Source organism: Parafrankia sp. Ea1.12 (genome assembly GCF_900465275.1).
Lineage (GTDB): Bacteria > Actinomycetota > Actinomycetes > Frankiales > Frankiaceae > Parafrankia > Parafrankia soli.
Window position 1 is genome coordinate 1 of sequence record NZ_UBIZ01000455.1, and the last position, 22,492, is coordinate 22,492.

Genomic DNA, 22,492 nt, shown 5'->3' on the forward strand with positions numbered 1-22,492 from the left:
CGGCGAGCGCCAGCGCGGCCCCGGCGAAGGCGGCCCCGAGCCGCAGACCCAGACGTCGTCTCACCGGTTCGTCCCTCCTGAATACTCCTGGCGTGCCGGCGGCGCGGCGGGGTCGTCCGCCCGCGCGGCGCCACAGGCCTCGCCACGGTAGACCCGTCCGTACGCGATCCCTACGGCAGGGTGAGTCGGGAATCTCCCAGTGTGCCTCCGGGGTGACGCTACGCAGCGTCGCGGGTCGTGGCGTCACGGGGCATGGCGAGACCGCGCACATTCGCCCTGACCAGGCCGGACGTGGTGCCCGAAGGTCAGGGCGCGGGTGCCGGAAGGTGTCGCCGGCCGGCGCCGCTCAGATCATCTGGGACGCCGCTCGGATTGATGTCAGATCACCTGGGACCACGCGTAGGCGAAGCCCATGACGTGGTCGGTCAGTGTCTCCAGGTGGCTCGCCGTCCGCTGGTCGACCACCTTGCCGTCCGGGCCGAAGGGCGGCGTCGAGGTGTCGATCGAGACGCCGAGCGGGGTCGGCCAGCCGCGCAGGGCGTGGACGGACGAGCGCAGCGTCGCGAGCGCGGTGCCTGCGGTCTGCGGGCCGTCCGCGCAGACGATGAGCCCGACCGCACGCCCGTCGAGATAGGGGCGGGGCGCGTCCCGGAGGTCCTCCAGATAGTCCAGGGCGTTCTTGACCAGGCCCGACATGCCGCCGTGGTAGCCCGGAGTGGCGATGACGAGGCCGTCCGCCCGGGCCACCTCACTGATCAGCCGCTGGGCCGCCGGCGTCCGCTCCCGCTGTTCCGGGACGTACATCGGCAGGTCCAGGTCGGCCGAGCCGAGCAGGACGGTCTCCGCTCCCGCGCCGGCCATCGTCCGCAGGACGGTGCTCAGCGCGTGCAGCGTCGTCGACTCCGGCCGGGTCGTCCCCCCGATGCCGACGATGGTCGGGCGGCGCCGCCGCTCGTTCCGGACGGTCGGGCCCGCGAACCCGGTCAGCCCACTGAGCGCGTCGAGCCCGCCCAGGCCGCCCAGCGGGTCACCCCCCGACCGGGCCGGTAGATCCTGACCCGGTCGTACCCGGCGCCGGGCCAGCAGGCCCTCGGAGTTGTGCCCCTCGCCGTTCGTCGTGAACGCGCCGTGCACGTCGTCCATCGACTCCTCCTCACCAGACCTCGTGCGGTTCCCCGGTGGACCGGCGCGGTGCGGCGCCCCGGTCCGCGACCGGCGACCGCCCGAGACCGGGCCCCCGCCGAGGCCCGGGCGCCCAGCGCCGGACATCGGTCGGATGTGTTGAATGACTTCTCATCTCATTACCGCAAAGACCAGGTCAGATGCGACGGATGGTGGCCGGTCGGCGTGTCACGGGTGGTCGGCGTGTCAGGAGTGGTCCGGGCCGCGCCGCAGCGCAGCCGGCAGCGCCACCGCGCCCGGACCGAAGGCGGCGACCCGGTCGTCGGGGTTGGACATGTGACAGTGCTGCAACGACAGACAGCCGCAGCCGATGCACGAGTCGAGACCGTCACGCAGCCGCTCCAGCGCCTCGATCTGCTCGTCGAGGCGGATACGCCAGTCGCGTGAGATCGCCGTCCAGTCCGCGCGGGTCGGGGTCCGCTCGTCGGGAAGCCGCCGCAGCGCCTCCCGGACCTCCTCCAGGCTCAGGCCGATGTTGCGCGCGGCCCGGATGAACGCCAGTCGGCGCAGCACGTGGCGGGCGTAGCGCCGCTGGCCGCCGCTGGTCCGGCTCGCGGTGAGCAGGCCCTCCCGCTCGTAGAAGCGCAGCGCGGACGGGGTGAACCCGCTGCGGTGCACGACCTCGCCGAGGGTCAGCAGATCCGTGGAGCGCATCGCCCGACGGTACTACCTGAACCTGAAGTCAGGTAGAGCTAGCGCGGGCGGCTCACCGCCGGAACGGGCCGGACACCTCGAAGGTCATCCCGGTCCGGCCGCGCCCGTCCTTCCCCCGTTGGGAGGAGAAGTACAGCCGGCGCCCGTCGGGACTGAAGGCCGGGCCGGTGATCTCGGAGGCGCGGTGGTCCGGCAGGTGCAGGAAGCGGGAGAGGACGCCGGCACTTGTGATCATGTGCAGTGCCGGCCCGGGGTTGTCCTCGGCGATGAACAGGTCGCCGGCGGCCGATCCGGTGATGTTGTCCGGGCCCGTCATCCGCGTTCCGCCGCGCGGGACCCGCTCGGGGTCGTAGAGCACGGAGATCCGCTCGCCGACCGCGTCGTAGGCCCAGACCCGGTTGTCGCCCTTGGTGGTGAAGAAGCAGGTGCCCGCCACGTAGTGGCAGCCCTCGCCGCCGTCGAAGGCGCGGGCGTCGGAGACCTGCCTGCGGGTCGACCGCGGGAGGCCGTCCGGGTCGGGGACCCGCGCCCAGCGCACCGGACCGGACTCGGTGTCCTCGGGTGCGACCAGCACCTCCAGGACGCCCGCGGACAGATCGCCCCACCGGGCCGGGCGGAAGCGGTAGAAGCAGCCGTCACGGCGGTCCTCGGTGAGGTAGACGACCTGGCGGTCGGGGTCGCAGGCGGCCGCCTCGTGGGTGAACCGCCCCATCGCGGGGCGTGCCACCGCGTCCCGGCGGCCGTCCGGCCATGTCTCGTGCACCCGCCCGAACGCGTGCTCCTCGCAGGAGAGCCAGGTGCCCCACGGCGTCGCCCCGCCCGAGCAGTTGGCCGAGGTGCGCCGCAGGATCCTGCTGGCCGAGACGATCGTGCCGGTGGCGTCGAAGTGCAGCGCAGAGGCGCCCCCGCGCCACGCCGTCTCGGAGTTGGAGACATAGGTCCAACCCGTTCCGGCGGGGAAGCAGGCGCCGCCGTCCGGGGCGTCGTGCCACTGAAGATCCGTGCCGGGGACGACCTGGCGCGAACGGGCGACCACCCGGCTGGTGAACCCGCGGGGCAGGGCGACCCCGTTGGCGTCAGGTGCCTGAGGGAGGCCATAGGGGCCCTCGCCCGGTCGGGCGGTGGCGGCGAGCGCGGGTGCCCAGCTCGCTCCGGACAGAGCGGCCACCCCGGCGCTCGCGAGCGCCAGGCGCAGCACGGCGCGGCGGTCCACGGTTGTCGCCTCCTCACTGCGGTCAGCGACCCGACCCTAAAGTGATGACGATGACACTGCTAGTAGTGGCGGGGCCGGTGGCGGGTCGTCCGCCGGCGGCGGTGACGCATGTCTCTGGCGCCGGAGGCGCCGGTGGGGCGTTGATACGGTTCGTCCGTGCTGGTCTCGGTTTTCCCGTCCGATGACGGTCCTGGTCCGGACGATCAGCCCGGGCCGGGGGGCGACTGCGACCGGCGCGGCGAGACGCCCTCGCCGAACGGGCAGGCTGCGGCCGGGCCCGCGGCGCACCGGCGGCACGATCCGCTGGGCGATCGCTGGATCATCGTCTCGGCGGGCCGGGTGGCGCGTCCGTGGCGCGGCGGCCAGGAAGCGGTCGCCACCGCCGTGGGGACCTACGACCCCGAATGCCATCTCTGCCCGGGAAACGTGCGCGCCTCCGGCAAGGCGAATCCCGACTACGACGGCGTTTACGTGTTCGACAACGACTTCCCGGCGCTGCGCCCCGAGCCCGCGGACCTGGCCGCGTCCCCCGATCAGGCGGTGTCTCCCGATCAGGCGGTGTTTGCTGATCCGTCCGGGCTGGATGCGCGGGCGGCGGGGCTGCTGCACGCCGAGCCGGGCATCGGCACGTGCCGCGTCGTCTGCTTCGACCCGGGCCACGACCAGTCACTGGCGAGCCTGGGGCTCGACCGGGTGCGGGCGGTGGTCGACACCTGGGCCGACCAGGAGCGTGAGCTCGGCCGGACCTGGAACTGGGTGCAGATCTTCGAGAACCGCGGCGCCGCGATGGGGGCGTCCAGCCCGCACCCGCACGGGCAGATCTGGGCGTCGTCGTTCCTGCCCGACCTCGCCGCGGTCGAGGACCGCACCCAGCGCGACCATCTGCGGTCCAGGGGCACCTCGCTGCTGGTCGACTACGCGGCGCTGGAGGCTGAGCTCGCCGCCGCGGATGACGGCGCCAGCACCGCCGCCGCCAGCAGAGCCGCTGCTGGCAAGGCCACCAACGGCAAGGCCGCTGACGGCGTGGACGGCCCCGGCCGGTCCGCGAGCCGGGTGGTCGTGGCGAACGACCACTGGCTCGTCGTCGTCCCCTACTGGGCGTTCTGGCCGTTCGAGACGCTGGTGCTCCCGCGCCGCCCGGTCGGCCTGCTCCAGCACCTGACCGACGCCGAGCGCGACGCGCTGGCACAGGCGCTGCGGTCCCTGCTCAGCTGCTACGACGCGCTGTTCGACTCGCCCTTCCCCTACTCGATGGGCTGGCACGCGGCGCCCGGCGCGCGCCCGGATCCCGACGCGCCGGTGCCCGCGCACTGGCAGCTGCATGCCCACTTCCACCCGCCGCTGCTGCGGTCACCGACCGTCCGCAAGCACCTGGTGGGCTACGAGATGTTCGCAGGCGTGCTACGCGACATCACCCCGGAGGACGCCGCCGCCCGGCTGCGGGCCGCCGGGGCTCGCGCGGAGAAACGGACAACAGAGCCCACGCGGGGGCTCACGCCGGGATGATCCCGAGCGGTGGCCTGGCTTCCGGTGGCAGCAGACGCGGGGGTCAGCGGGTGCTGGGGAGTGCCGTCGTCCCGGACCACTGCTGGGAGAACCCCCACAGGGTGCCCGTGGCCCACCACGGCCAGGCGTGTCCGCCGTCCCAGGGGATGCCCACCACCGTCGACGAGCTGGTGACCCGCTCCGACTCGGTGCGCGCGTCCGGGAATGTGACATGGACGTAGTCCGACCAGCCGCCGCGCCACGGCACGGTGGTGTCCGCCGTACCGTGGATGTGCATCATCCGGATGCGTGCCTGGTCGCAGGGCACGAGCAGGTGGCCCGCGACAACACCGGCCGCCGCGAACACGTCCGGTGCCTCGCAGACGGCGCGGGCCGCCAGCATCCCGCCGTTGGAGTAGCCCCAGACATAGACGCGGCTGCGGTCCACCGGGGTCCGCCGGGCCACGTCGGCCACGAGTTCGCGTAGGTAGGCGATGTCGTCCTGCCCATTCGTCCCGGCGCAGCAGGTGCCGGCGTTCCACGATCCGTCCACGGCGTGCCCGTAGGCGAGCACGAACCCGTGCTCGTCGGCGAACGGGGTGGCCCCGCTGATGTCGCGCATGTCGGCCGCGGTGTGGGCGTAGGCGTGCAGCAGGACGACGAGCGGCCTGGGCGCCCCGGAACGGACGGTGGTGTGCAGGTCGTAGCTGCGCCCCGACCGGAGCGCGATCTCCTTGGTGTACACCGGGCCCGCGTCGGTGGCATCGCTCGCGGTCCGGTCGCCAGTTCTGTCGGTGGCCCGGTGCATGGTGGACGCAGCGGCCGGTGACGGGGACGCGGACGTCGCGGCCGGCCGTGCGGGGGCAGGCGCCGTAGCCGCAGGAGGTGATCCACCGCCGTACATCAGGGCCACCGGCACGGCGGCCAGCGGGATGCCGACGATCACGAGCAGCACCGCCAGGAGCCTGCCGCCGGCCGTCACCGCACCCCCAACGCCCGGCCCAGCGCGACCTGAGGCCACCGAAGACAAGAAGAACGACCCTGCTCACGAGGAGGTGAGATCGGGTGGATCCGGGAGATGTTCGTACGTTGCTGTGATCGACAGAGGCTTCTCGCCGGGGGTGTCATCGTAGTGGGCGCCGACGGCCGGTCGTTCCCTGGGCGAGGCGTCTCACCGGCGGTGTCCTCCCGCGCGCGAGCCGCCACCAGCGGGTGCCTGCCGAGGGTGCCATGGCGGCTGCCGTCCGTGCGGGCCGGCCGACGTGCGCCGGCCGCAGGTGCCCTCCGGTGGGTGACAGCCGGCGGGTGACGGGCCCGGCGCGTGGCGAGGTCAGCCGGGGCGGAGCCGGTCGATCGCCCGGTAGACGCGCTCCTCGGAGACCGGGTACGGCGTGCGCAGCGCCTGGGCGAACAGGCTGACCCGCAGCTCCTCGATCATCCAGCGGATCGCCTGGACCGGTTCGGACCCGGCGCGAGCCGGGCCCACCTCGTCGATCAGCTCGTTGAAGGCCTCGACGACTTTACGCACCCGGAGGGTGAGCTGGCGGTCCCGGGCGGCGTCGGCGGGCAGCCGGTCCAGGCGCCGCCGGGCGGCGGTGAGGTAGCGCTCCAGATCGGGCAGGCGCTCGGCGCCCGTCTCGGTCACGAAGCCCCGGTGGATCAGTGTGTCGAGCTGGGCACGCAGGTCGGTCGCGGTCACCAGCAGCGCCGGGCTGCCCAGCGCCCGCACCCCGAGGCTGATCTCGTGGGCGGCGGCCAGCACGCGCTCGGTGCCGCGGACCACCGACCACGCGGTGTCCGCCAGGTCCGCGCGCACCGTCTCGAGTAGCGCGGCGAAACCCGCCTCGTCCCGGGCGGGCCCGCCGGCGCGGCGCAGCAGCGTGTCCACGGCGGCGGCGACGCAGTCGTCCAGCAGGTCGGTGACGTCGCGGTGCGGGTTGTTGCTCAGGGCCAGCTTCGCCGCGTTCGGCAGCCGGCCGATGATCCCCCGGACGGGGGAGGCGACGTTGAGCAGCAGCAGCCGGCGGGTGCCGGCCCACATCGCGCGGTCGGCCTCCTCCCGGTCGTCGAAGACCCGGACCGCGACCGAGTCGCCCTCGTCGACCAGAGCCGGGTGGGCGCGCACGACATGCCCGCCGCGGCTGCGCTCGATCACCGCGGGCAGCGTGCCGACGTCCCAGGTGCGCAGGCCCGAGCGTTCCACGCCGGCGGCCGCGGCCGAGACGACCGCCTTCGTCCGGGGCCGTAGCCGGGCCCGCAGCTCGGCCAGGTCCTTGCCCTCCGCGAGCGTCGCCCCGCCGTCGTCGACGACCCGAAAGGTCATCCGCAGGTGCGGCGGCAGCAGCTCGGCCAGCCGCGGCGGCGCCCAGACCCCCGAGGGGAGCGCCGAGCCGCTCATCCGGTGCAGCTCACCGGCGACGGCGTCGGCCAGCGGGCGGTCGTCGGCCGGCGGTCCGCCGCCCTCGGCCGGGGGACCGCCGGGGGCCGGGCCGTCGTCGGAGGTCAGGCGGTCCAGGACGGCGCGGGCGTAGTTCGGCGCCGGGACGAAGCCGCGCCGCACCACCTTGGGCAGCGCACGGATCAGCGCGGTGACGAGCTCCTCCCGCAGCCCGGGCACCTGCCAGGTGAACGGCTCCGCGCGCAGCGTGCCGAGGACCGGCAGCGGCACCCGTACGGTCACCCCGTCGGCGGCCTCCCCGGGCGTGAACTGGTAGGTGAGCGCCAGCTCGACGCCGTCGGCGACCCAGGCGTCGGGGTAGTCCTGCTGGCGGATCGCGCCCGCGTGGTCGTTGACCAGCATCGACGCGGAGAAGTCGAGCAGGTCCGGCTCGGTGCGGCGGGTCGCCTTCCACCAGGTGTCGAAATGGCGGCCGGAGACGACGTCGGCGGGTATGCGCTGGTCGTAGAACTCGAACAGCGTCTCGTCGTCGACGAGGATGTCGCGGCGGCGGGCCCGGTGCTCCAACTCCTCGACCCCGGAGAGCAGCTCCCGGTTCGCGTGGAAGAAGGCGTGCCGGGTGTTCCAGTCGCCCTCGACGAGCGCGTGCCGGATGAACAGGTCCCGGCTGACGACCGGGTCGATCCGGCCGTACTGGACCAGCCGCGACGTCACCAGCGGGATCCCGTACAGCGTGACCTTCTCGTAGGCCAGCGCCGCGGCCTGCTTGCGGGACCAGTGCGGCTCGCTGTAGGTATGCCGCAGCAGGTGCTCGGCGAGCGGCTCGACCCACTCGGGTTCCACCCGCGCCACGGTCCGCGCCCACAGCCGGGACGTCTCGACCAGCTCGGCCGCGACGACCCAGGTCGGGATGCCCGGCCCGCGCCGCCCTCCGGCCTCCGCGTCCGCTTCCGCCGGTGCGCCCCGGCCCGCGTCGCCGGCTTCGGGCCGCGCCGGCCTCCGCCGCGCCAGCCCGGAACCGGGGAAGATCGCGAAGCGGGCGCCCCGGGCCCCGAGATAGTCCTTCTTCTCCGGCTCGTAGCGGCCGAGGTGGGAGAGCAGCCCGGTGAGCAGCGCCTGGTGCACCGACCGGGCGTCGGCCGGGCTGTCGTTCGGCTCCAGCCCCAGGCTCCGGGCGATCGCGCGCAGCTGGCCGTGGACGTCCTGCCACTCCCGGATCCGCAGGTAGTTCAGGAACTCGGTGCGGCACATCCGCCGGAACTGGTTGGACGACCGCTCCTCGCGCGCGGTGCGCAGGTGCCGCCACAGGTTCAGGATCGACAGGAAGTCCGACGTCGGATCGGTGAACCGGGCGTGCCGCTCGTCGGCGGCGGCCCGGTGCTCGACGGGCCGCTCCCGCGGGTCCTGGATGGCCAGCGCGGAGGCGATCACGAGCACCTCGGACAGGCAGCCCAGCTCGCCGGCCGCGAGCACCATCCGGGCCAGCCGGGGATCCACCGGCAGCTGGGCGAGACTGCGCCCGATCGGGGTCAGCCGTTTGCCGGGCTCGGCGTCCTCGATGAAGGCACCCAGCTCGGTCAGCAGCCGCATGCCGTCGGTGACCTGGCGCGACTCCGGCGGATCGAGGAACGGGAAGTCCGCCATCTCGCCGAGGCCGAGCGCCTCCATCTGCAGGATCACCGAGGCCAGGTTGGTGCGCAGGATCTCGGGATCGGTGAAGGCCGGCCGGCCGGCGAAGTCCTCCTCCGAGTACAGCCGGATGCAGATCCCGTCGGACGTCCGGCCGCACCGGCCGGCCCGCTGGTTGGCCGAGGCCTGCGAGACCGGCTCGATCGGCAGGCGCTGCACCTTCGTCCGATGGCTGTACCGGGAGATGCGCGCCAGCCCCGGGTCGATCACGTAGCGGATGCCCGGGACGGTCAGCGACGTCTCGGCGACGTTGGTGGCCAGCACGATCCGGCGTCCGGTGTGCGGGGCGAAGACCCGGTGCTGCTCGGCCGAGGACAGTCGGGCGTAGAGCGGGACGATCTCGGTCATCGGGAGGTCGCGGCGGGCCAGCGCGTCGGCCGTGTCGCGGATCTCGCGCTCTCCGCTGAGGAACACCAGGATGTCGCCCGGCCCCTCGGCGCACAGCTCGTCCACCGCGTCGCAGATCGCCGAGACCTGGTCGCGCTCGGTGTCGGCGCCCGCCCCGGTTCGGGCGTCGCCACCGGCTCCTCGCCGGGCCTCGCTGTTGCCTCTTCGGCCGTCGCCGCCGGCTCCCTTGCGACCACCGGCTCGTGGTTCGCTCCGTGCCGCGGTGCCGGCATCCGCGTCGGCGTCGGCGTATGCGTCAGCCTCGGAGTCGGCATCGACGCCCGGCCCGGTGTCGATCAGGGGGCGGTAGCGGGTCTCGACCGGGTAGGTGCGGCCGGAAACCTCGATCACCGGCGCGTCGTGGAAGTGGCGGGCGAACCGGTGCGGGTCGATCGTCGCCGAGGTGATGACCACCTTGAGGTCCGGGCGGCGGGGGAGCAGCCCGTGCAGGTAGCCGAGAATGAAGTCGATGTTGAGGCTGCGCTCGTGCGCCTCGTCGATGATCAGGGTGTCGTACTGGCGGAGCAGCCGGTCGGCGGTCAGCTCGTTGAGCAGGATGCCATCCGTCATCAGCTTGATCAGCGTGGACGGGCCGACCCGGTCGGTGAAGCGCATCTGGTAGCCGACCAGCCCGCCCCCGCTGCCGTTCCCGCCTCCGCCTCCGCTGCCGTTCGGGCCGGCCTGGGCCCGGTCACGGCCGGTCTCGGGGATCACGCTGCCGAGCTCCTCGGCGATCCGTTCCGCCACGGTGCGCGCGGCGATCCGCCGCGGCTGGGTGTGCCCGATCATGCCGCGCACGCCCCGGCCCAGCTCCAGGCACAGCTTGGGGAGCTGCGTGGTCTTGCCCGAACCGGTCTCGCCGGCGATCACCACGACCTGGTTGTCCCGGATGGCGGCCAGGATCTCGTCCCGGCGCTGGCTGACCGGCAGCTCCTCCGGGTAGCCGATCACCGGGACGCTGGCCCGGCGCGTCTCCACCCGCAGCCGGGCGGTCTCGACGTCCGCCGCCAGCCGCGCGATCGAGGAGTCGCGCGCCGCCGGGTCGCGCATCCGGCGGGCCCGGTCGAGGTGCCGGCTCAGGCGGTGGGCGTCGCGCGCCATGAGCTGGGGCAGGCAGGCACGCAGCTCGGCCAGCGGCGGCGGTGCCGGCGGCGGCGTTTCAGCAGGAGAGATCACAGACGGCGTATTCCCGGGCGGTCGTCGGTTCGTGGGTACCCCGGTCGAGCTGGGCACGGGCCACGCTACGAGCGCGGCCGCACTCCGGCCCGGACCGCGGCGGCCGCCTTCGCGCGGCGTTGTCTTCGAGGCAGCTCTTCCGAGGCAGCCCCTCAGGGCAGCATTGTGCCCGCGCCGCCGCGCGCCGGCACCTGCTTTTCTCCAGCGCCGGGCCGGCGGCCCGCATTCCCAGCGGACACCGGCTCCGGTCGGGGATCGTCCCTGGATCAGCCCCGGGCCCGGGCGGGCGCGCTCAGTCGGTCGACGCGGTCAGTAGGTCGTGGTCGCCGCCAGCGCGAGCAGCACCAGCGCGCCGACGGCGGCGGTGGTGCGGATGGAGTTGAAGAAGTCCCACCGGGCCCGCTGGGACTCCCAGTCGGCGGGCGGGGCCTCCGGGCGCCAGGTGGCCATCGCGTTGTTGATCGGCAGGTCGCCCCGCACCGTGACGAGGATGTTGGTGAGCACGGCGACGGCCGCGACGGCGGCGATGATCGCGCAGGTGGACGCGCCGTCCACGGCCGCCACGATGGCCAGCGCGACCGTCGACAGCAGACTGCTGATCTGGAGCGGCTTCATCAGCTTCGGGTAGCTGACGTCGAACGCCTGCTTGACCAGCACATACGAAGTCGGGGGCAGGGAGTGCATCGCGGGCCGGACGGCGACCAGGCCGACGGCCATGGTCCCCGCGACGAGCCCGGTCAGGACTAGGGAGATCACGACAAGCGCCGAGACCATGGTTTTCCGGCTCTCCATCCTGTGGGCGCGGCTGAATGGGTGCATTCATACCAAGTTGCGGGAGCACTTGGGTGCCATTGCCTAGATGTGTGCCGGTTGATGCAGATGTCTGCCGGAGTCACCGACGGTGGACGCGTCGGCCGCCGCCGAGGTCGCTCGGGCCGGCCGTGGCCGGTTGCGACGTCGCGGATCGCGCCGCGAGCGCATCCTGAGCGCCGGGGCGGCGCCGTGTGGAGCCCGCGGATACGCCGCGAGCCGCGGCTCCGAGCACCGCGGCTCAGAAGGGTGTCGAGGTGGCCTGGCCCGCCCGAGCCGTGGCCTGCCTCGTGCCGCCGGACGGCCCCGCATGACTGGCTGGCCTATCCGGCGTCGGGGTGAATCTCGTTGTGGTACGCCTGGCCGGCTTCAGAGCTCGGTGATGATTTGGCTGAGAAGCTCGGGCGTGGTGGCCGGCGGCGGGCTGTCCACCGTCAGCCGGTTCATCGCTTCGGCGTAAATGTCCACATCTTCTCTTTTATCCATGTAGACGGCGCCGGTGAGCTGCTCCAGGTAGACCACATCGGGGAGGTCTGACTCCGGGAAACGCAGGATGCTGAAAGCGCCGCCCTCGGCCGCGTGCCCGCCGAAGGCGAAGGGCATGATCTGCAGAGTCAGGTTCGGCAGGTCGCACAGGGCGATCAGCTGCTCGAGCTGGCTGCGCATCACCTTGGGGCCGCCGATCGGGCGCCGCAGGGCGGCCTCGTCGACAACTACCCACAGTCGAGGCGCGTTCTCGCGGTGGAGAACCTTCTGCCGGTTCATGCGCACGTTGACCCGGCGCTCGATGATCTCCGCGGGCACACCGGTGTTGCCCTGCTTGATCACCGCCCTGGCGTACTCCTCCGTCTGGAGGAGCCCGGGGATGAACTGGAGCTCATAGGTCCGGATGAGCTGCGCCGCCTCCTCCAGCCCGATGAAGGGCTGGAACCAGTTCGGGAGCACGTCACCGAAGCTGTGCCACCAGCCGGGCCGGTTGGCCTCCCGGACGAGGGAGAGCAACGGCGCGCGCTCGGTGCTGTCCGTCACCCCGTACAGGGTGAGGAGGTCGTCGACGTCGCGTTCCTTGAAGCTCACCCGCCCCAGTTCCATGCGGCTGATCTTCGACTCCGAGGCCCGGATGTGGTAGCCGGCATCCTCGCGGCTTATGCCCTTTTCCTCCCGAAGCCGACGGAGCTGTGAGCCGAGCAGGATCCGACGTACGGTCGGACCGCCACCCGGCTGAGTGGTCGTCACTGTCGGCCCCCTCGCCATAGGTCAATGCAAGAGTACGGCATTCGATCTTCTACCCTCGTTCACCTCGCGCCTTCTCCGCCCCGTTCAACTCAAGTCACGTCTCGCGGTGCGAACGAGATACGTATACACGGTTGACGGAGAGCGCTCGCGACCGACTCCCAATTTCGGTGGGGTACGAGACTCGGTCCGGCCGTTCCGCATACTGCCCGGTCATTGCGTCCCACGCTGGGTACGCATTCCGAGGTTGGGCGGGCGGCTCCGGGCGCGGCGAAGCCCGGGCGGCGGGTGCGTAACCCGCGTCAGTCCGGCCGGCTCCTGGGACGGCTGCCGTTACCCCCGCCATCGGGCATCCCCCGGGGCGGGACCACCGGAGGAGGTCTGGTGGTGCCTGCTTCCATCCGGATCCCCCTTGACCGGATCAGCCTTGCTCGGTCGCCACTGTGGCAGAAAGACCACGCTGGGTCGAGCAGTTGCCGGCCGCCGGAGCACACCTCTGATCTCCTCACCGGTGATCCCGTCGCCGGGATCGGAAGAGCGCCTGTCAACGACGCGGAGCACACCTTTTTCCCCGCTCGCCGACGGTGCTCGCGCCTCGCGCACGGTGCCGCCGCGTTCGGTCCGGGACCCGCTTCTGTGGGCCGGAATCGGGCGTCGTGTCGACCGTACAACCTCCCCGCGGGCCTGCCGGGTGTGATCGGGACCTTCGTCTCGGCACGTAGGGCGGTACGGCGCTGAGGGCGGGAGCCTGGCCGCGCGCGCCGGAATTCACGTGGGAACGCTGCTCGGGGCACGCGCCGGCGGGATGCCGGCAGGCCGGACGGGCGCCGCCGCGGGCGGAGCCGAACAGGCCGTTCGCCACCACTGCCGGCGCCGGCGAGTGGGCACGATCGGGTGATCACCGGAATGGATCCTTCGGGCGGCCGAGGCGGGCTGGGCGCTGCCTGGCCGGGTCGGGACGGGGTCGGGACCGGACCGGACCGGACCGGACCAGGTTCGACGGGTCCGATGGCGTCGCGTCTGTCGGGGCTGGGTCCGTCAGCCGCCGGGTCTGTGTAGCCGTCGGGTCCGTCGGGCGTCGGGTCCGTCGGGTCCGTCGAGCCCGGGCGTGCCGGGCCGGGGCCGGAGGGCTGCGGGTTCGTGGCGGGCTCTCTTCCTTCCGATCTTCTTTGTCGCCGGAGAAAGTCCTACACCACAGGGGATCTCCGCGATGATCCGTGTCCGTAACGACGATGAAATGTAGGCGGAACACGAGATCGACGTTCTGCCTGCGGTATTCCGTAGTGCATTCAGTGTGTCCTGGTGTTGATGTCGTGTGTCCGTGTCGCGGGTTGTGAGTGTCACCCGAAAGGGCCGATCCGTAGCGGTCGAACGTCGCGTGCACGTGGGCGCAGGTCGGATGCACGTGCACACGCGCGTGCTGTATCGTGAGCCGAAGTCCGTGCAAGCGCACGCGCCGACCCCCGGAGGGAGGTGGGACGAGGCCTCTCATCGGCCGAGGCTTCCCTGTGGCGGAGCGGTTCTGTGGCTGCGGACGAGCTGCGAGCCGCTCGAGCGGAAAGGTGCCCAGACCGCGTGTAGCGATCGCCTGGCTCCGGACGAATCTTCAGGAGAACGACCTTGTCCAAGATCTACAGCGGTATGCCTGCCACGGCCCTACAGCGGGTTACCTGGCAGAAGAGTCGACGGAGCAATTCGCAGGGCAACTGTGTCGAGATGGCGCGGCTTCCCGGGGACGCGGTGGCCGTCCGAAACTCCAGGCATCCCGACGGACCCGCGCTGGTTTACACGCGGGCCGAGATTGAGGCGCTGATCCTGGGCGCGAAGGACGGGGATTTCGACAACCTGCTCATCTGAGCGGGGTGGTCTCACGGGGGTCCCCAGCACGTGGCGTCACGGTCGCCCTCGGGGGTGGTGACCAGGCATCCGTCAGGGTGTCGTTCGACACGTGTGAACTAACGGAAAGTGAAATGCCAAACGCATCAAGCGATCTCCAGGTGGCGAACGCATGGGACATCGCGCCACGCACCACCGGCGCCACGAACCTCCGCCTGGGTGACTCGCGCCAGGTACGCACCATCACCGCTGACGAACGAGGCGCCGGCCCACCGGCGCCGGCCGCTCGATCAGCGCCAGGGCGAGCTTGACGGATCCTGCTGTAGTCCGTCTCGCTCCGGATCACGACCGGACACCGGCGTCCGGTCATGATCGCAAGGTGAGATGCGTGGCTGGGAGCTCTCCGCCAGACCGTCTCCGTGACGCCCTGCGCGGGCCGCCGTGGCCCGTCGCCAGGCGCCGATACGGGGGCGGGCAGTACCCCAGGCCTCGGCAGCACCTGCCGGGTCGCATGACGGCTTGTGGACCGCCGGATCCACGCCCGCGCACCGCCCGCACCCGACCGCCGACGCGAGACCCGGTACCCGCCGCACCACGTACCGATGCGACATCGACCCCCCGGGGCTGACGCGAGCGCTGCCATGCCCTGTACGCGCACCGGAGAGCCGAATGACGACCCTGACCATGGATCGGATCTTCACGTCCGGGGATCTCCCGCTCCTGTCCCTCCCGCAGGCCGACGGGCTGATCACCTGCAGATGGTTCCACGAGCCTGTCGTGGTGCGGGCCCTGGCCGAGGACGGCGGTGACGCCGTCGGTGAACGGCGGCGTGCGCAGGTGGGATTCGTGATGGTGGAGCCGAGCTGGCTGGCCCGGGCCGCCGCCGAGCGGGTCCGCGGCCCCGGGATCGACGCGGTCGTGATGCACATGCAGGGCGGGCTGCCCGGCCGCAGCGCCCTGGCACTCGCGTTCGCCTCCCACCTGCGGTCGGTGCTGCTGCGCAGCGGGCGGGAGACCCACGTGGTCACCGCCGGCGCCCGGCCTGACCTGACCGGCCTGGCGGACCTGGTGCGCATTCCCCATCTGGTCACCGTCACCGACGCCACCGGCGCGATCGCCGACACCGTGGTCTGGGAGGTCATGACCGACGCCCAGTTCGACGCGTGGCTCGACGGAGCCCCCCGACCGGACCAGCACGCGATCGAGGCCCACCTGCCCGGTCTGCTCCGCCTGCGCGGTCTGCACCGGTCCGGCCGGCTCGACCGCCGGCGAGCCGGTGCCCTGCTGGACGTCCTCGAAGGCGGGACGCTGTCAACCCGGCTGATCCACCTCTGCCCTCGGGTCGTGCTGCCGCTCGCCGCGGCAGCGGCTGCCTAAGGCCACCCGCCGCGGCCGCGGCAGTGCGCAGCGGCAGCATGAGGCCACCCGCCGCGAACAGTCCGGTGCGGGCGCTCGACCACGTGTGACCATCTCGTTGTCCGCAGACCGTTGCATCACCCGGTGGGGCGGTGCAAACATGTACTAGCTGCCCGGGGATCCCCCCGTACCCCGGGCGGCCTTTTCATGTCACCGGCAGGGTCGTGCCATCCGTCGGCCCGGGGCCGACCAGCCACCGTCCGGTGCGTCGTCCAACGCCCCGTGGAGCCGGTCGGGGATGCTGATCACCAGCGCGGTGCCCGGATCCGCTCCCGCGGAGCGGATCTGCCGCGCCGCCGCCGCGACGGCCGACTCGATCACCGCCGACACCCCGTCGTTCATCGCCGGGACGGCGTAGACCACGTGGGGGAACCTGCGCAGCAGGTCGCCGGCGACACCGATCGCCGCGCTGATCCCGTGGTTGACCCGCTCGACCTGCACGGCGGCGCAGGATCCGTCGGCGAGCCGGGCGACACCGTCCGGAACGTGCGCGCCGGTCCGGACCGCCCGCTCGTGCTCGTCGCGCCAACGGCGCGCGCCCACCCACCCGACCACCGGGATGCCGGGCGGCCGGTGTTCCAGCAGCAGCCGGGTGCGAGCCACCTCGGCGGCGTGCACGGCCGCGGTCAGCGGGCCCGCGGCGCTGTGATCGACCTCGCCGACCAGGCGTGCGCCGTCGTCGGTGAGACGCACGATCCGACCCCGGTTGGCGAACAGCCCCTCCGCCTGGACGAGATCCGCCTGCTGCCAACGCCGCACGACCGCCCTCGCCGCGCTCGGGGAGGCCAGCCGCGCCGGGTCGAGCACGATGGCGAGATCCACCTCGTAGGCCGAACCCATCTCCAGCAGCCAGCTCAGGCACCGGAAGTCACGCGCGTTGATGCGGATGCTGCCCTTGTCGGATCGTTCCTTTCTGGCCACCTGGCTCATCTGTGTGCCTTCCCTGGACACCGGATCGGGTGCCGCCTCCAGACTGGCCCGATCGCCACGGAGGTCGTCCCGCCGCCGGATCGAGCGAGAAATTTATATAGAGGATTATTCTCTGGTTGTTTCGGCGGCACCCGCGGCGAGGTGGGTCTGGCACCGCGCGGGATGTGGGAGGTGAGGTTCCGCCTCCGGGGTATTCGCCTCCGGGACAAAGGCACGCCGTGGTATCGGTCGATCCCGCGGATGAGAACGCCGATTCCTCATCCGATGTGCCATCGTCGGCCGGAGGCCCAATTCTGCCAAGCGGGCGAACGCTGTCAAGTGCTCCGCCGGCCCGGCGTCGGTATTCGTGTCGACCCACGGCCGCTTTCCGTGACTCCGCTCCACGCCCGTATGGGCCTCGGGTCGTCGCCGCGGCGGGACGCCCGTCCGCGGCTTTACCGGGCCGCGTTTCCGGGATATTGACCGGAGTCAGCACTCCGCCGCTGTGGGCCGGTGTGCGGGTGGGGTTCGCCGCCGGAGCCGCCGGCTTCGCTGACCCGTCCGTCCGGCCTGCCCGGCTCCCGGCTGGGTGGGCGTGACCGCAGGCGGCGCGGCGGTGACCGACCGGTGTCGGGCCCGCCGCCGCGGGACCGCACCGGACGCCCGTCAGCGCCCGCGGCCGGCGGGGGAACGAGAGAAAGCCGGCGAAGCCAGGCGGGTGAGGTTCGTTCTCCCGAATCTCGGAATCATCCCGCCGGCGCGGTGAATCGGTCCGGCCGCGTGATTCGTGCGGGGGATCTTCCGGGCTTCTCCGCCACCCGGCGAGCGGCCCGGCCGCGGCCGGGCTACGGTTCCGCCCATGTCGTCAGCCGTCACACTGCCTGCATGGACCGAAACGTCGAAGTACCTGTCACTGACCACCTTTCGCAGTGACGGGCGATCCGTCTCGACGCCGGTGTGGTTCGTGGTCAACGGCGCCGAGCTGCTCGTTCTTACCGACGAAAAAAGCGGAAAGGTGCGCCGTCTGCGTGACTCCCCGCGGGCGACGGTCGCCCCGTGCGACGCCCGCGGAAAGGCGGCGGAGAGCCCGGTGGAGGTGATGGCAGAGATCGTCCCGGAACGTACCGGTGCCGCGCGGGCCATGGTGCGCCACCGTTACCGGGTCGCGGCGCCGCTGGTCTCGGCCATGTCGAAGGCGGCGCGCACGGTGCGCCGGCGTCCGCCGGAGACCCAGACCGCCATCCGGATCACCCTGCCCGGCCGGTAGCCGCACCCGCCACCCGCTGTTGGGGCGGCGGCCTCACGTGCCGTGGACGCCGCCGAACATCGCCTCCGACCGCAGCCGCAGGCCGGCCGTCTGGTCCACGATCTTCCGTTGGACGGCGGCCCGGGGGTCACGGCTGGTGATGCCCTTGATCCCCAGGTCGACGGCCAGCGCCCGCAACCGGGCCACCGTAAGCGGGCCGAGGGCGTCCAGGAGCTGCTCGGCGGCCGCGCGGCTGGGCGCGTCGAGCAGGGATCGGCGCAGCTCCTCGAGCTCGGCTCCGCTGGGAACCTCGACCTGGGCCCGGCCCGCGGCGCCCGCCGCCGCACCAGCGGGACGTCGCGCCGCCGTGCCCGTGGGACGTCGCGCCGCCGTGCCCGAAGGGCGTCCGGCGGCTGTGGACACCACGGCGAGCCGGGCGTGGCCCGCGATCAGGTCGGCGACCTGGCGGCTGTCGAGGCCGGTCAGCAGCTCCGCCACCTGGCGCAGCAGCAACGCGCCGAGGTCCGCGGGCGAGGCGCCGGAGTCAGCACCCACGGCGCCGGTTCCCGTGCTCATGGTGGTGGCTTCAGTACCCACGGTTGGCCGCCCCGATCCGCCGGAGGAACTCGTCGACGAGCGTGCGCAGCTCGAGTGCGAGCCCGCGGGGAATGCGCTCGGAGAGCACGACGGGGAGCTGGGTTCCGGCCGCGCCGGCGAAGTAGCTGTTGCTCTCCCGGACCATCGCGTCGAACACCGGCGCGTCGAGGCTTTTCGCCAGCTCGATGTGCGGCTGCATCGCGGTGATCGGCTGGCCGCCGTAGTACTGCACCATGGTGAACACGATGCCGAGGATCTGCGGGTCGAGCCGTTTGACCCCCGGGTAGCGGTCCGACTGCATGTCGGCGACCCGGTTGTACTCCCACGCGAAGCGGCGCAGCCGGGTGAGCAGGTGCTCGATGCCCAGCGTCGACAGCTCGTCCGGCCGGGCCGGGACGAGCAGGAAGTCGCACGCGGCGACCGCCATGCGGGTGATCACACCGAAGTTCGGCGGGCAGTCGATGAGCACCAGGTCGTAGTCGTGCGGGTGGAACGTCGCCAGGCCCGCGGCGAGACGCTGGTAGACGTCGAAGTAGTACCGGGTCGAGCGGTGGACCTGCGCCCCGCCCAGCCGGGCCGCCAGGTTCATCTCGACGTCACCCAGCGAGAGGTGCGACGCGACCAGCCCGAGCCCGCCGCCGTTGTGGGTGATGGCCGAGTTGACGACCGGCGGCGTCGTGACGAACGGTGAGAGGTGCGGAACGTAGGACTCGCCGCGCCAGGCCTCGAACCACTCCTTGACGGTCCGGTCGTCGGCGAGATTCGCCCGCCACTCCTCCGGGCGGTAGAACGAGAACGTGAGGCTCGCCTGCGGGTCGAGGTCGATCATCAGGACGCGCTTTCCCCAACGGGCGATGTCCGCGCCGATGTTCGCGGTGAGCGTCGTCTTTCCCACCCCGCCCTTGTAATTGACGACTGCCACGACTTTCACGGCATCCTCGCTCCCGTATCCCGCCGGTGCTGGTAAGAGGAAACCACACGCCGGCGCGTGATTCGTGCGGCGGGGCGCACGGCGGAGATTCGCGCGGAGCGGGTTTGTGCGGAGAGTGTTTGTACGGCGGGGCCGGGCCGGGGCGGATTCGCCGCGCCGGGCACGCTACTCCGTAGGACGGCCGGGCACGCTGTTCCGCGGGGCGGCCGGGCACGCTGTTCCGCGGGGCGGAGAGCGCGGCGGACCGGCCTGCCGGCCGTCAGGGCGGCGCGTAGCCGATGAGCCCCTCCGCTGTCTGGCCCTCGCAGTCGGCCTGGAGTGATTCGAAGTGATCCTCGCCGATACGGCACCGGTACACCGCCTGGGTGGCCGGCTCCGCCGGCTTCGCCGCGTAGATCCAGCCCAGCACGCCCACCGGCGTGCGACTCTCGCATGAGGACGCCAGCGAGGTGAACGACTCCGCCCCGTTGAGGCACGTGTAGACGGGAACCGTCCCAGGGGCGTCACCGCTGGTGAAGAGTTTGCCCAGCACATGCTCCAGGTGGAAGCCGGCCGCCGGCGCCGCGCTCGTGAGCGAGGCGTGATCCTGACCGTTGTAGTAGCGGTACAGCGGCGTGGCCGGCGGCAGCTGCGGAGTCTGGGACGGCGCGGGCGCGGGGGCCGCCGACGGCGGCACACCCGGTGTGCCCGTTGAAGGGCCCGGCGGATTCGAGCCCGGCGCCACGCCGGGGGAGCCGGAGGCGGTCTGGGTCGCGCCCGGCTTCGCGGGATCCGCGGCCGGGAAGCCCGGCCGGCTCGCGCGTGCCCCCTTGTCCGCCGGCACCGGGGGCACCATGTCCTTGAGCGCCCCGACCCGCATCCGCGCGTCCTGGTCGCTCCGGTCACCGCTCCCCGCCGACCGGTCCCATCCCACACCGGTCACGGCGAACGTGACCGCGAGCACGGCGAGGGCCAGGCCGGCGGCGGCGAGACCGGTCAGCAGGCCGGAGCGGCCGCCACCGGTGCCGCCGCTCCCGCGGCGGCGCGCCCGCAGGGTCCGATCCGCCACCGTGCCGATGCCCGGCGCCACCACCGCGCCCGGCGCCACCACCGAGCCCGCCGGTGCCACCGAGCCCGCCCGCGCCGCCGCGGTCTGGACGTCCGACACGTCGGGCGGGGGGCCGGCGCCTGGCGGCGTCGGTGGAACCCAGCCGGTTCCGATCAGTCCGCGGACCGCGGCGTCGGCCTCGTCGAGGCTGGCCACCGCGACCCCGGCGAGGCTGGACACGACCTGCGTCGCCGTCGGCCGCAGGCCCGGGTCCTTGGCGAGGGCACGGGCGAGCAGCGGAAGCAGGTGGTCGGGCACACCGGTCAGATCGGGGTCGTCGGCGAGCATGCGCATCGCGGACACCGCCGGCGCGTCGGCGGGGAACGGGTGCCGCCCCCGCGCCGCGAAGACCACACACAGAGCCCAGGCGAAGATGTCTCCGGGTGGCCCGACCCGCTCGCCGCGAAGCTGCTCGGGCGCCATCCACGCGACGGTCCCGAGCACGCCCCCGGCGGTCGTGTGGCTCGTGGCGTCGAGCGACCGGGCGATGCCGAAGTCGATGATCTTCGGGCCGTCCCAGGCCAGCAGCACGTTGGACGGCTTGAGGTCGCGATGCACCAGGCCGGCGGCGTGCACGGCCACCAGCGCGTTCGCCAGACCGGCGGCGAGGCCGGCGAGCATCGGCCCGTCGAGGTGCCCGCGCCGGCTCACCGCCGCCTGCAGGCTCACCCCGTCGACGTACTCGGTCGCCATCCACGGTGTCGGTGCGTCGACGTCGGCGTCGAGAACGGCGGCGACGAACGAGCCGCGCACGCGGCGGGCGGCGGCGACCTCCTGGCGGAACCGGCCGCGGAACTCGGCGTCGCCGAGCAGGTCAGGCCGGACGACCTTGACCGCCGCTGGTCGGCGGGCGGGGTCGAACCCCAGGTAGACGGCGCCCATCCCACCGGTGCCGAGCCTGCCCGACAGCCGGTACGGCCCGATGGCACGCGGGTCGGAGTCGATGAGCGGCTCCAGCATCCGGTGTCCTTTCCGCCGCGGCTCGGTGTCGACGGCGCCGGGCCGGCCGCCCGGTCGCCGATGGTATCCACCGGCCACATGCGCCCGAACAGGCCCAAATGCCACACGGCCGTGGCAGCGGCCGGGTGTCACCTTCGGCAGGGGGTCGCGCCGAGGGCGTCGAGGGGGCGCGACATCATGGGACGTACCGGCACATGGCCGGCCATCCGTATCGGCGCGGCACCTGGGAGCACCCATGTCCGACCTGTCCGTTGATCTGAACGCCGACCCGGCCACGCTGGTCGACGCGCTGGGCTCGTTGTCGGAGTCCCAGACGGAGACGGTTCTGCGTGGCCCGTCGGGCGACGCCGTCCTCGACGAGCTGTTCGCCCGGATGCGCGACAGCTTCCAGCCCGAGAAGGCCAAGGGCGAGGACGCGCTGGTCCAGTTCGTCCTCAGCGGTGGGCCGGGCGGTGCGACGCGGGTGTATGTGCTGGCCGTCCACGGTGCGGCGTGCGAGCTGACCATCGACCCGCCCGGCGGCACGGCGCCGGGCGGCGGGCGGACGGTGACCATCACGACCGACCGCGTGCGGCTGGTGCGCGTTGTCACAGGGCAGGCGAACGCCGCCAAGCTCTACCTCACTCGCAAGATCAAGATTGACGGTGACCTCAAGTTCGGCGGGCAGGTCGTCTCCTGGTTCGGGGTTCCCTCCGAGAACTGAGCGCCGCCGGTTACCGAGCGCACACCGCTGCGGGATCGCGTTATGGTCCGGCGGGGATCCGTAAACGGGCTGTAATCGATCCGCGGGACGGGTCGCGTCGCCTCGAGGTCCGTTCCGGTGGCCGGTCTGGCAGGCCGCCGGAACAGCTGTTGTGCAGGGTGTTGCCAAGACTTCCTGCTCACGCAACCATCTATCACCGTGACATGTGACGAGGTAATGCAGGTAACTGACCCGATCGAACGTGCGGGGCTTGCCGACGAGCTGATGTGGACGTCACATCCGCAGCGTTCGGCCCTGCGCGCAATCAGGGCCGCCGCCATCAGGCAGGCGCTCGAGGGCGGGTACGCCCCCACCGATCTCGCCAGCCGGATGAAGGTGACGGTCGCCGACGTCGGATGGATGGCGGACCACCCGGTGTCCGTGCTGCCGGCGGCGCCGCGAATGGCCGAGCGGGCGACACGCATCGCCTGAGCTCGCGGTCAGGACCGCGACGAGGGACGTAGTCCGGTCAACGGCGACCGGGCACACCTTTCGCCGGCCCCCTGGAACCGCCGAATCCCGGGGTGGCTCCCGCAGGCGG

At 72.6% G+C, this 22,492-nt stretch carries 17 protein-coding genes; 6 read left to right on the top strand and 11 right to left on the bottom strand.

Features of this window, described 5'->3' with window-relative positions; translation table 11 throughout:
* Positions 1-378: 378 nt before the first annotated feature.
* From FMEAI12_RS26685 to FMEAI12_RS26695, 3 genes are all read right to left on the bottom strand, one after another.
* On the bottom strand, positions 379-1,143 hold the full coding sequence (locus tag FMEAI12_RS26685) for an NADPH-dependent FMN reductase (protein ID WP_112108255.1): 765 nt from the start codon (positions 1,141-1,143) through the stop codon (positions 379-381).
* Between the two features lie 225 nt (positions 1,144-1,368).
* A complete protein-coding gene (gene soxR, locus FMEAI12_RS26690; RefSeq protein ID WP_020458915.1) occupies positions 1,369-1,836 on the bottom strand; it encodes a redox-sensitive transcriptional activator SoxR in 468 nt (155 codons plus the stop codon).
* A 52-nt stretch (positions 1,837-1,888) separates the two neighbouring features.
* Positions 1,889-3,049, bottom strand: a complete 1,161-nt coding sequence (locus FMEAI12_RS26695; protein ID WP_112108256.1) for an alkaline phosphatase PhoX — start codon at positions 3,047-3,049, stop codon at positions 1,889-1,891.
* 156 nt (positions 3,050-3,205) lie between these two features.
* Between FMEAI12_RS26695 and FMEAI12_RS26700 the strand changes: the two genes are divergently transcribed.
* Complete coding sequence (locus FMEAI12_RS26700) at positions 3,206-4,555, top strand: UDP-glucose--hexose-1-phosphate uridylyltransferase (RefSeq protein ID WP_112108257.1); 1,350 nt, start codon at positions 3,206-3,208, stop codon at positions 4,553-4,555.
* 43 nt (positions 4,556-4,598) lie between these two features.
* On the opposite strand, the gene FMEAI12_RS26705 is transcribed toward FMEAI12_RS26700, so the two are convergent.
* The 4 genes from FMEAI12_RS26705 to FMEAI12_RS26720 form a co-directional block, all read right to left on the bottom strand.
* Positions 4,599-5,516: a PHB depolymerase family esterase gene (locus tag FMEAI12_RS26705; RefSeq protein ID WP_112108258.1), complete on the bottom strand. Its 918-nt coding sequence runs from the start codon at positions 5,514-5,516 to the stop codon at positions 4,599-4,601.
* A 348-nt stretch (positions 5,517-5,864) separates the two neighbouring features.
* Entirely contained in the window at positions 5,865-10,109 is a 4,245-nt protein-coding gene (locus tag FMEAI12_RS26710; RefSeq protein WP_165938753.1) for a DUF3418 domain-containing protein, read from the bottom strand.
* 384 nt (positions 10,110-10,493) lie between these two features.
* Positions 10,494-10,958 (bottom strand): DUF1772 domain-containing protein, encoded by a 465-nt coding sequence (locus FMEAI12_RS26715; RefSeq protein WP_112108267.1) that lies wholly within the window; start codon positions 10,956-10,958, stop codon positions 10,494-10,496.
* Between the two features lie 405 nt (positions 10,959-11,363).
* The gene (locus tag FMEAI12_RS26720; RefSeq protein ID WP_112108260.1) at positions 11,364-12,230 is read right to left on the bottom strand and encodes a helix-turn-helix transcriptional regulator; all 867 of its coding nucleotides are present in this window, start codon (positions 12,228-12,230) and stop codon (positions 11,364-11,366) included.
* 1,617 nt (positions 12,231-13,847) lie between these two features.
* Here FMEAI12_RS26720 and FMEAI12_RS26725 point away from each other — a divergent pair.
* On the top strand, positions 13,848-14,084 hold the full coding sequence (locus FMEAI12_RS26725; protein ID WP_020458923.1) for a DUF397 domain-containing protein: 237 nt from the start codon (positions 13,848-13,850) through the stop codon (positions 14,082-14,084).
* Positions 14,085-14,732: 648 nt separating this feature from the next.
* The gene (locus FMEAI12_RS26730; protein WP_112108261.1) at positions 14,733-15,440 is read left to right on the top strand and encodes a hypothetical protein; all 708 of its coding nucleotides are present in this window, start codon (positions 14,733-14,735) and stop codon (positions 15,438-15,440) included.
* Between the two features lie 189 nt (positions 15,441-15,629).
* On the opposite strand, the gene FMEAI12_RS26735 is transcribed toward FMEAI12_RS26730, so the two are convergent.
* Positions 15,630-16,409, bottom strand: coding sequence for a hypothetical protein (locus tag FMEAI12_RS26735; RefSeq protein ID WP_235014564.1), 780 nt, complete (start codon positions 16,407-16,409; stop codon positions 15,630-15,632).
* 838 nt (positions 16,410-17,247) lie between these two features.
* Between FMEAI12_RS26735 and FMEAI12_RS26740 the strand changes: the two genes are divergently transcribed.
* A complete protein-coding gene (locus FMEAI12_RS26740) occupies positions 17,248-17,655 on the top strand; it encodes a PPOX class F420-dependent oxidoreductase (RefSeq protein ID WP_071061269.1) in 408 nt (135 codons plus the stop codon).
* A 33-nt stretch (positions 17,656-17,688) separates the two neighbouring features.
* Here FMEAI12_RS26740 and FMEAI12_RS26745 read toward each other — a convergent pair whose 3' ends face one another.
* From FMEAI12_RS26745 to FMEAI12_RS26755, 3 genes are all read right to left on the bottom strand, one after another.
* Complete coding sequence (locus FMEAI12_RS26745; RefSeq protein ID WP_235014565.1) at positions 17,689-18,210, bottom strand: oxidoreductase; 522 nt, start codon at positions 18,208-18,210, stop codon at positions 17,689-17,691.
* A 10-nt stretch (positions 18,211-18,220) separates the two neighbouring features.
* On the bottom strand, positions 18,221-19,162 hold the full coding sequence (locus tag FMEAI12_RS26750; protein ID WP_112108263.1) for a ParA family protein: 942 nt from the start codon (positions 19,160-19,162) through the stop codon (positions 18,221-18,223).
* A gap of 259 nt (positions 19,163-19,421) precedes the next feature.
* Positions 19,422-21,209: a serine/threonine-protein kinase gene (locus FMEAI12_RS26755; RefSeq protein ID WP_160144331.1), complete on the bottom strand. Its 1,788-nt coding sequence runs from the start codon at positions 21,207-21,209 to the stop codon at positions 19,422-19,424.
* Positions 21,210-21,444: 235 nt separating this feature from the next.
* Between FMEAI12_RS26755 and FMEAI12_RS26760 the strand changes: the two genes are divergently transcribed.
* The gene (locus FMEAI12_RS26760; protein WP_071061261.1) at positions 21,445-21,912 is read left to right on the top strand and encodes an SCP2 sterol-binding domain-containing protein; all 468 of its coding nucleotides are present in this window, start codon (positions 21,445-21,447) and stop codon (positions 21,910-21,912) included.
* Positions 21,913-22,128: 216 nt separating this feature from the next.
* A complete protein-coding gene (locus tag FMEAI12_RS26765; protein ID WP_020458932.1) occupies positions 22,129-22,383 on the top strand; it encodes a hypothetical protein in 255 nt (84 codons plus the stop codon).
* Positions 22,384-22,492 lie beyond the last annotated feature (109 nt).

Bases quoted from the DNA above. Each gene is read 5' to 3' on its own strand.
- FMEAI12_RS26755 (WP_160144331.1), bottom strand. From the start codon at position 21,209: ATGCTGGAGCCGCTCATCGACTCCGACCCGCGTGCCATCGGGCCGTAC.
- FMEAI12_RS26745 (WP_235014565.1), bottom strand. From the start codon at position 18,210: ATGAGCACGGGAACCGGCGCCGTGGGTGCTGACTCCGGCGCCTCGCCC.
- FMEAI12_RS26735 (WP_235014564.1), bottom strand. From the start codon at position 16,409: ATGAGCCAGGTGGCCAGAAAGGAACGATCCGACAAGGGCAGCATCCGC.
- FMEAI12_RS26730 (WP_112108261.1), top strand. From the start codon at position 14,733: ATGACGACCCTGACCATGGATCGGATCTTCACGTCCGGGGATCTCCCG.
- FMEAI12_RS26760 (WP_071061261.1), top strand. From the start codon at position 21,445: ATGTCCGACCTGTCCGTTGATCTGAACGCCGACCCGGCCACGCTGGTC.
- FMEAI12_RS26715 (WP_112108267.1), bottom strand. From the start codon at position 10,958: ATGGTCTCGGCGCTTGTCGTGATCTCCCTAGTCCTGACCGGGCTCGTC.
- soxR (WP_020458915.1), bottom strand. From the start codon at position 1,836: ATGCGCTCCACGGATCTGCTGACCCTCGGCGAGGTCGTGCACCGCAGC.
- FMEAI12_RS26740 (WP_071061269.1), top strand. From the start codon at position 17,248: ATGTCGTCAGCCGTCACACTGCCTGCATGGACCGAAACGTCGAAGTAC.
- FMEAI12_RS26765 (WP_020458932.1), top strand. From the start codon at position 22,129: ATGCAGGTAACTGACCCGATCGAACGTGCGGGGCTTGCCGACGAGCTG.
- FMEAI12_RS26710 (WP_165938753.1), bottom strand. From the start codon at position 10,109: ATGGCGCGCGACGCCCACCGCCTGAGCCGGCACCTCGACCGGGCCCGC.
- FMEAI12_RS26685 (WP_112108255.1), bottom strand. From the start codon at position 1,143: ATGGACGACGTGCACGGCGCGTTCACGACGAACGGCGAGGGGCACAAC.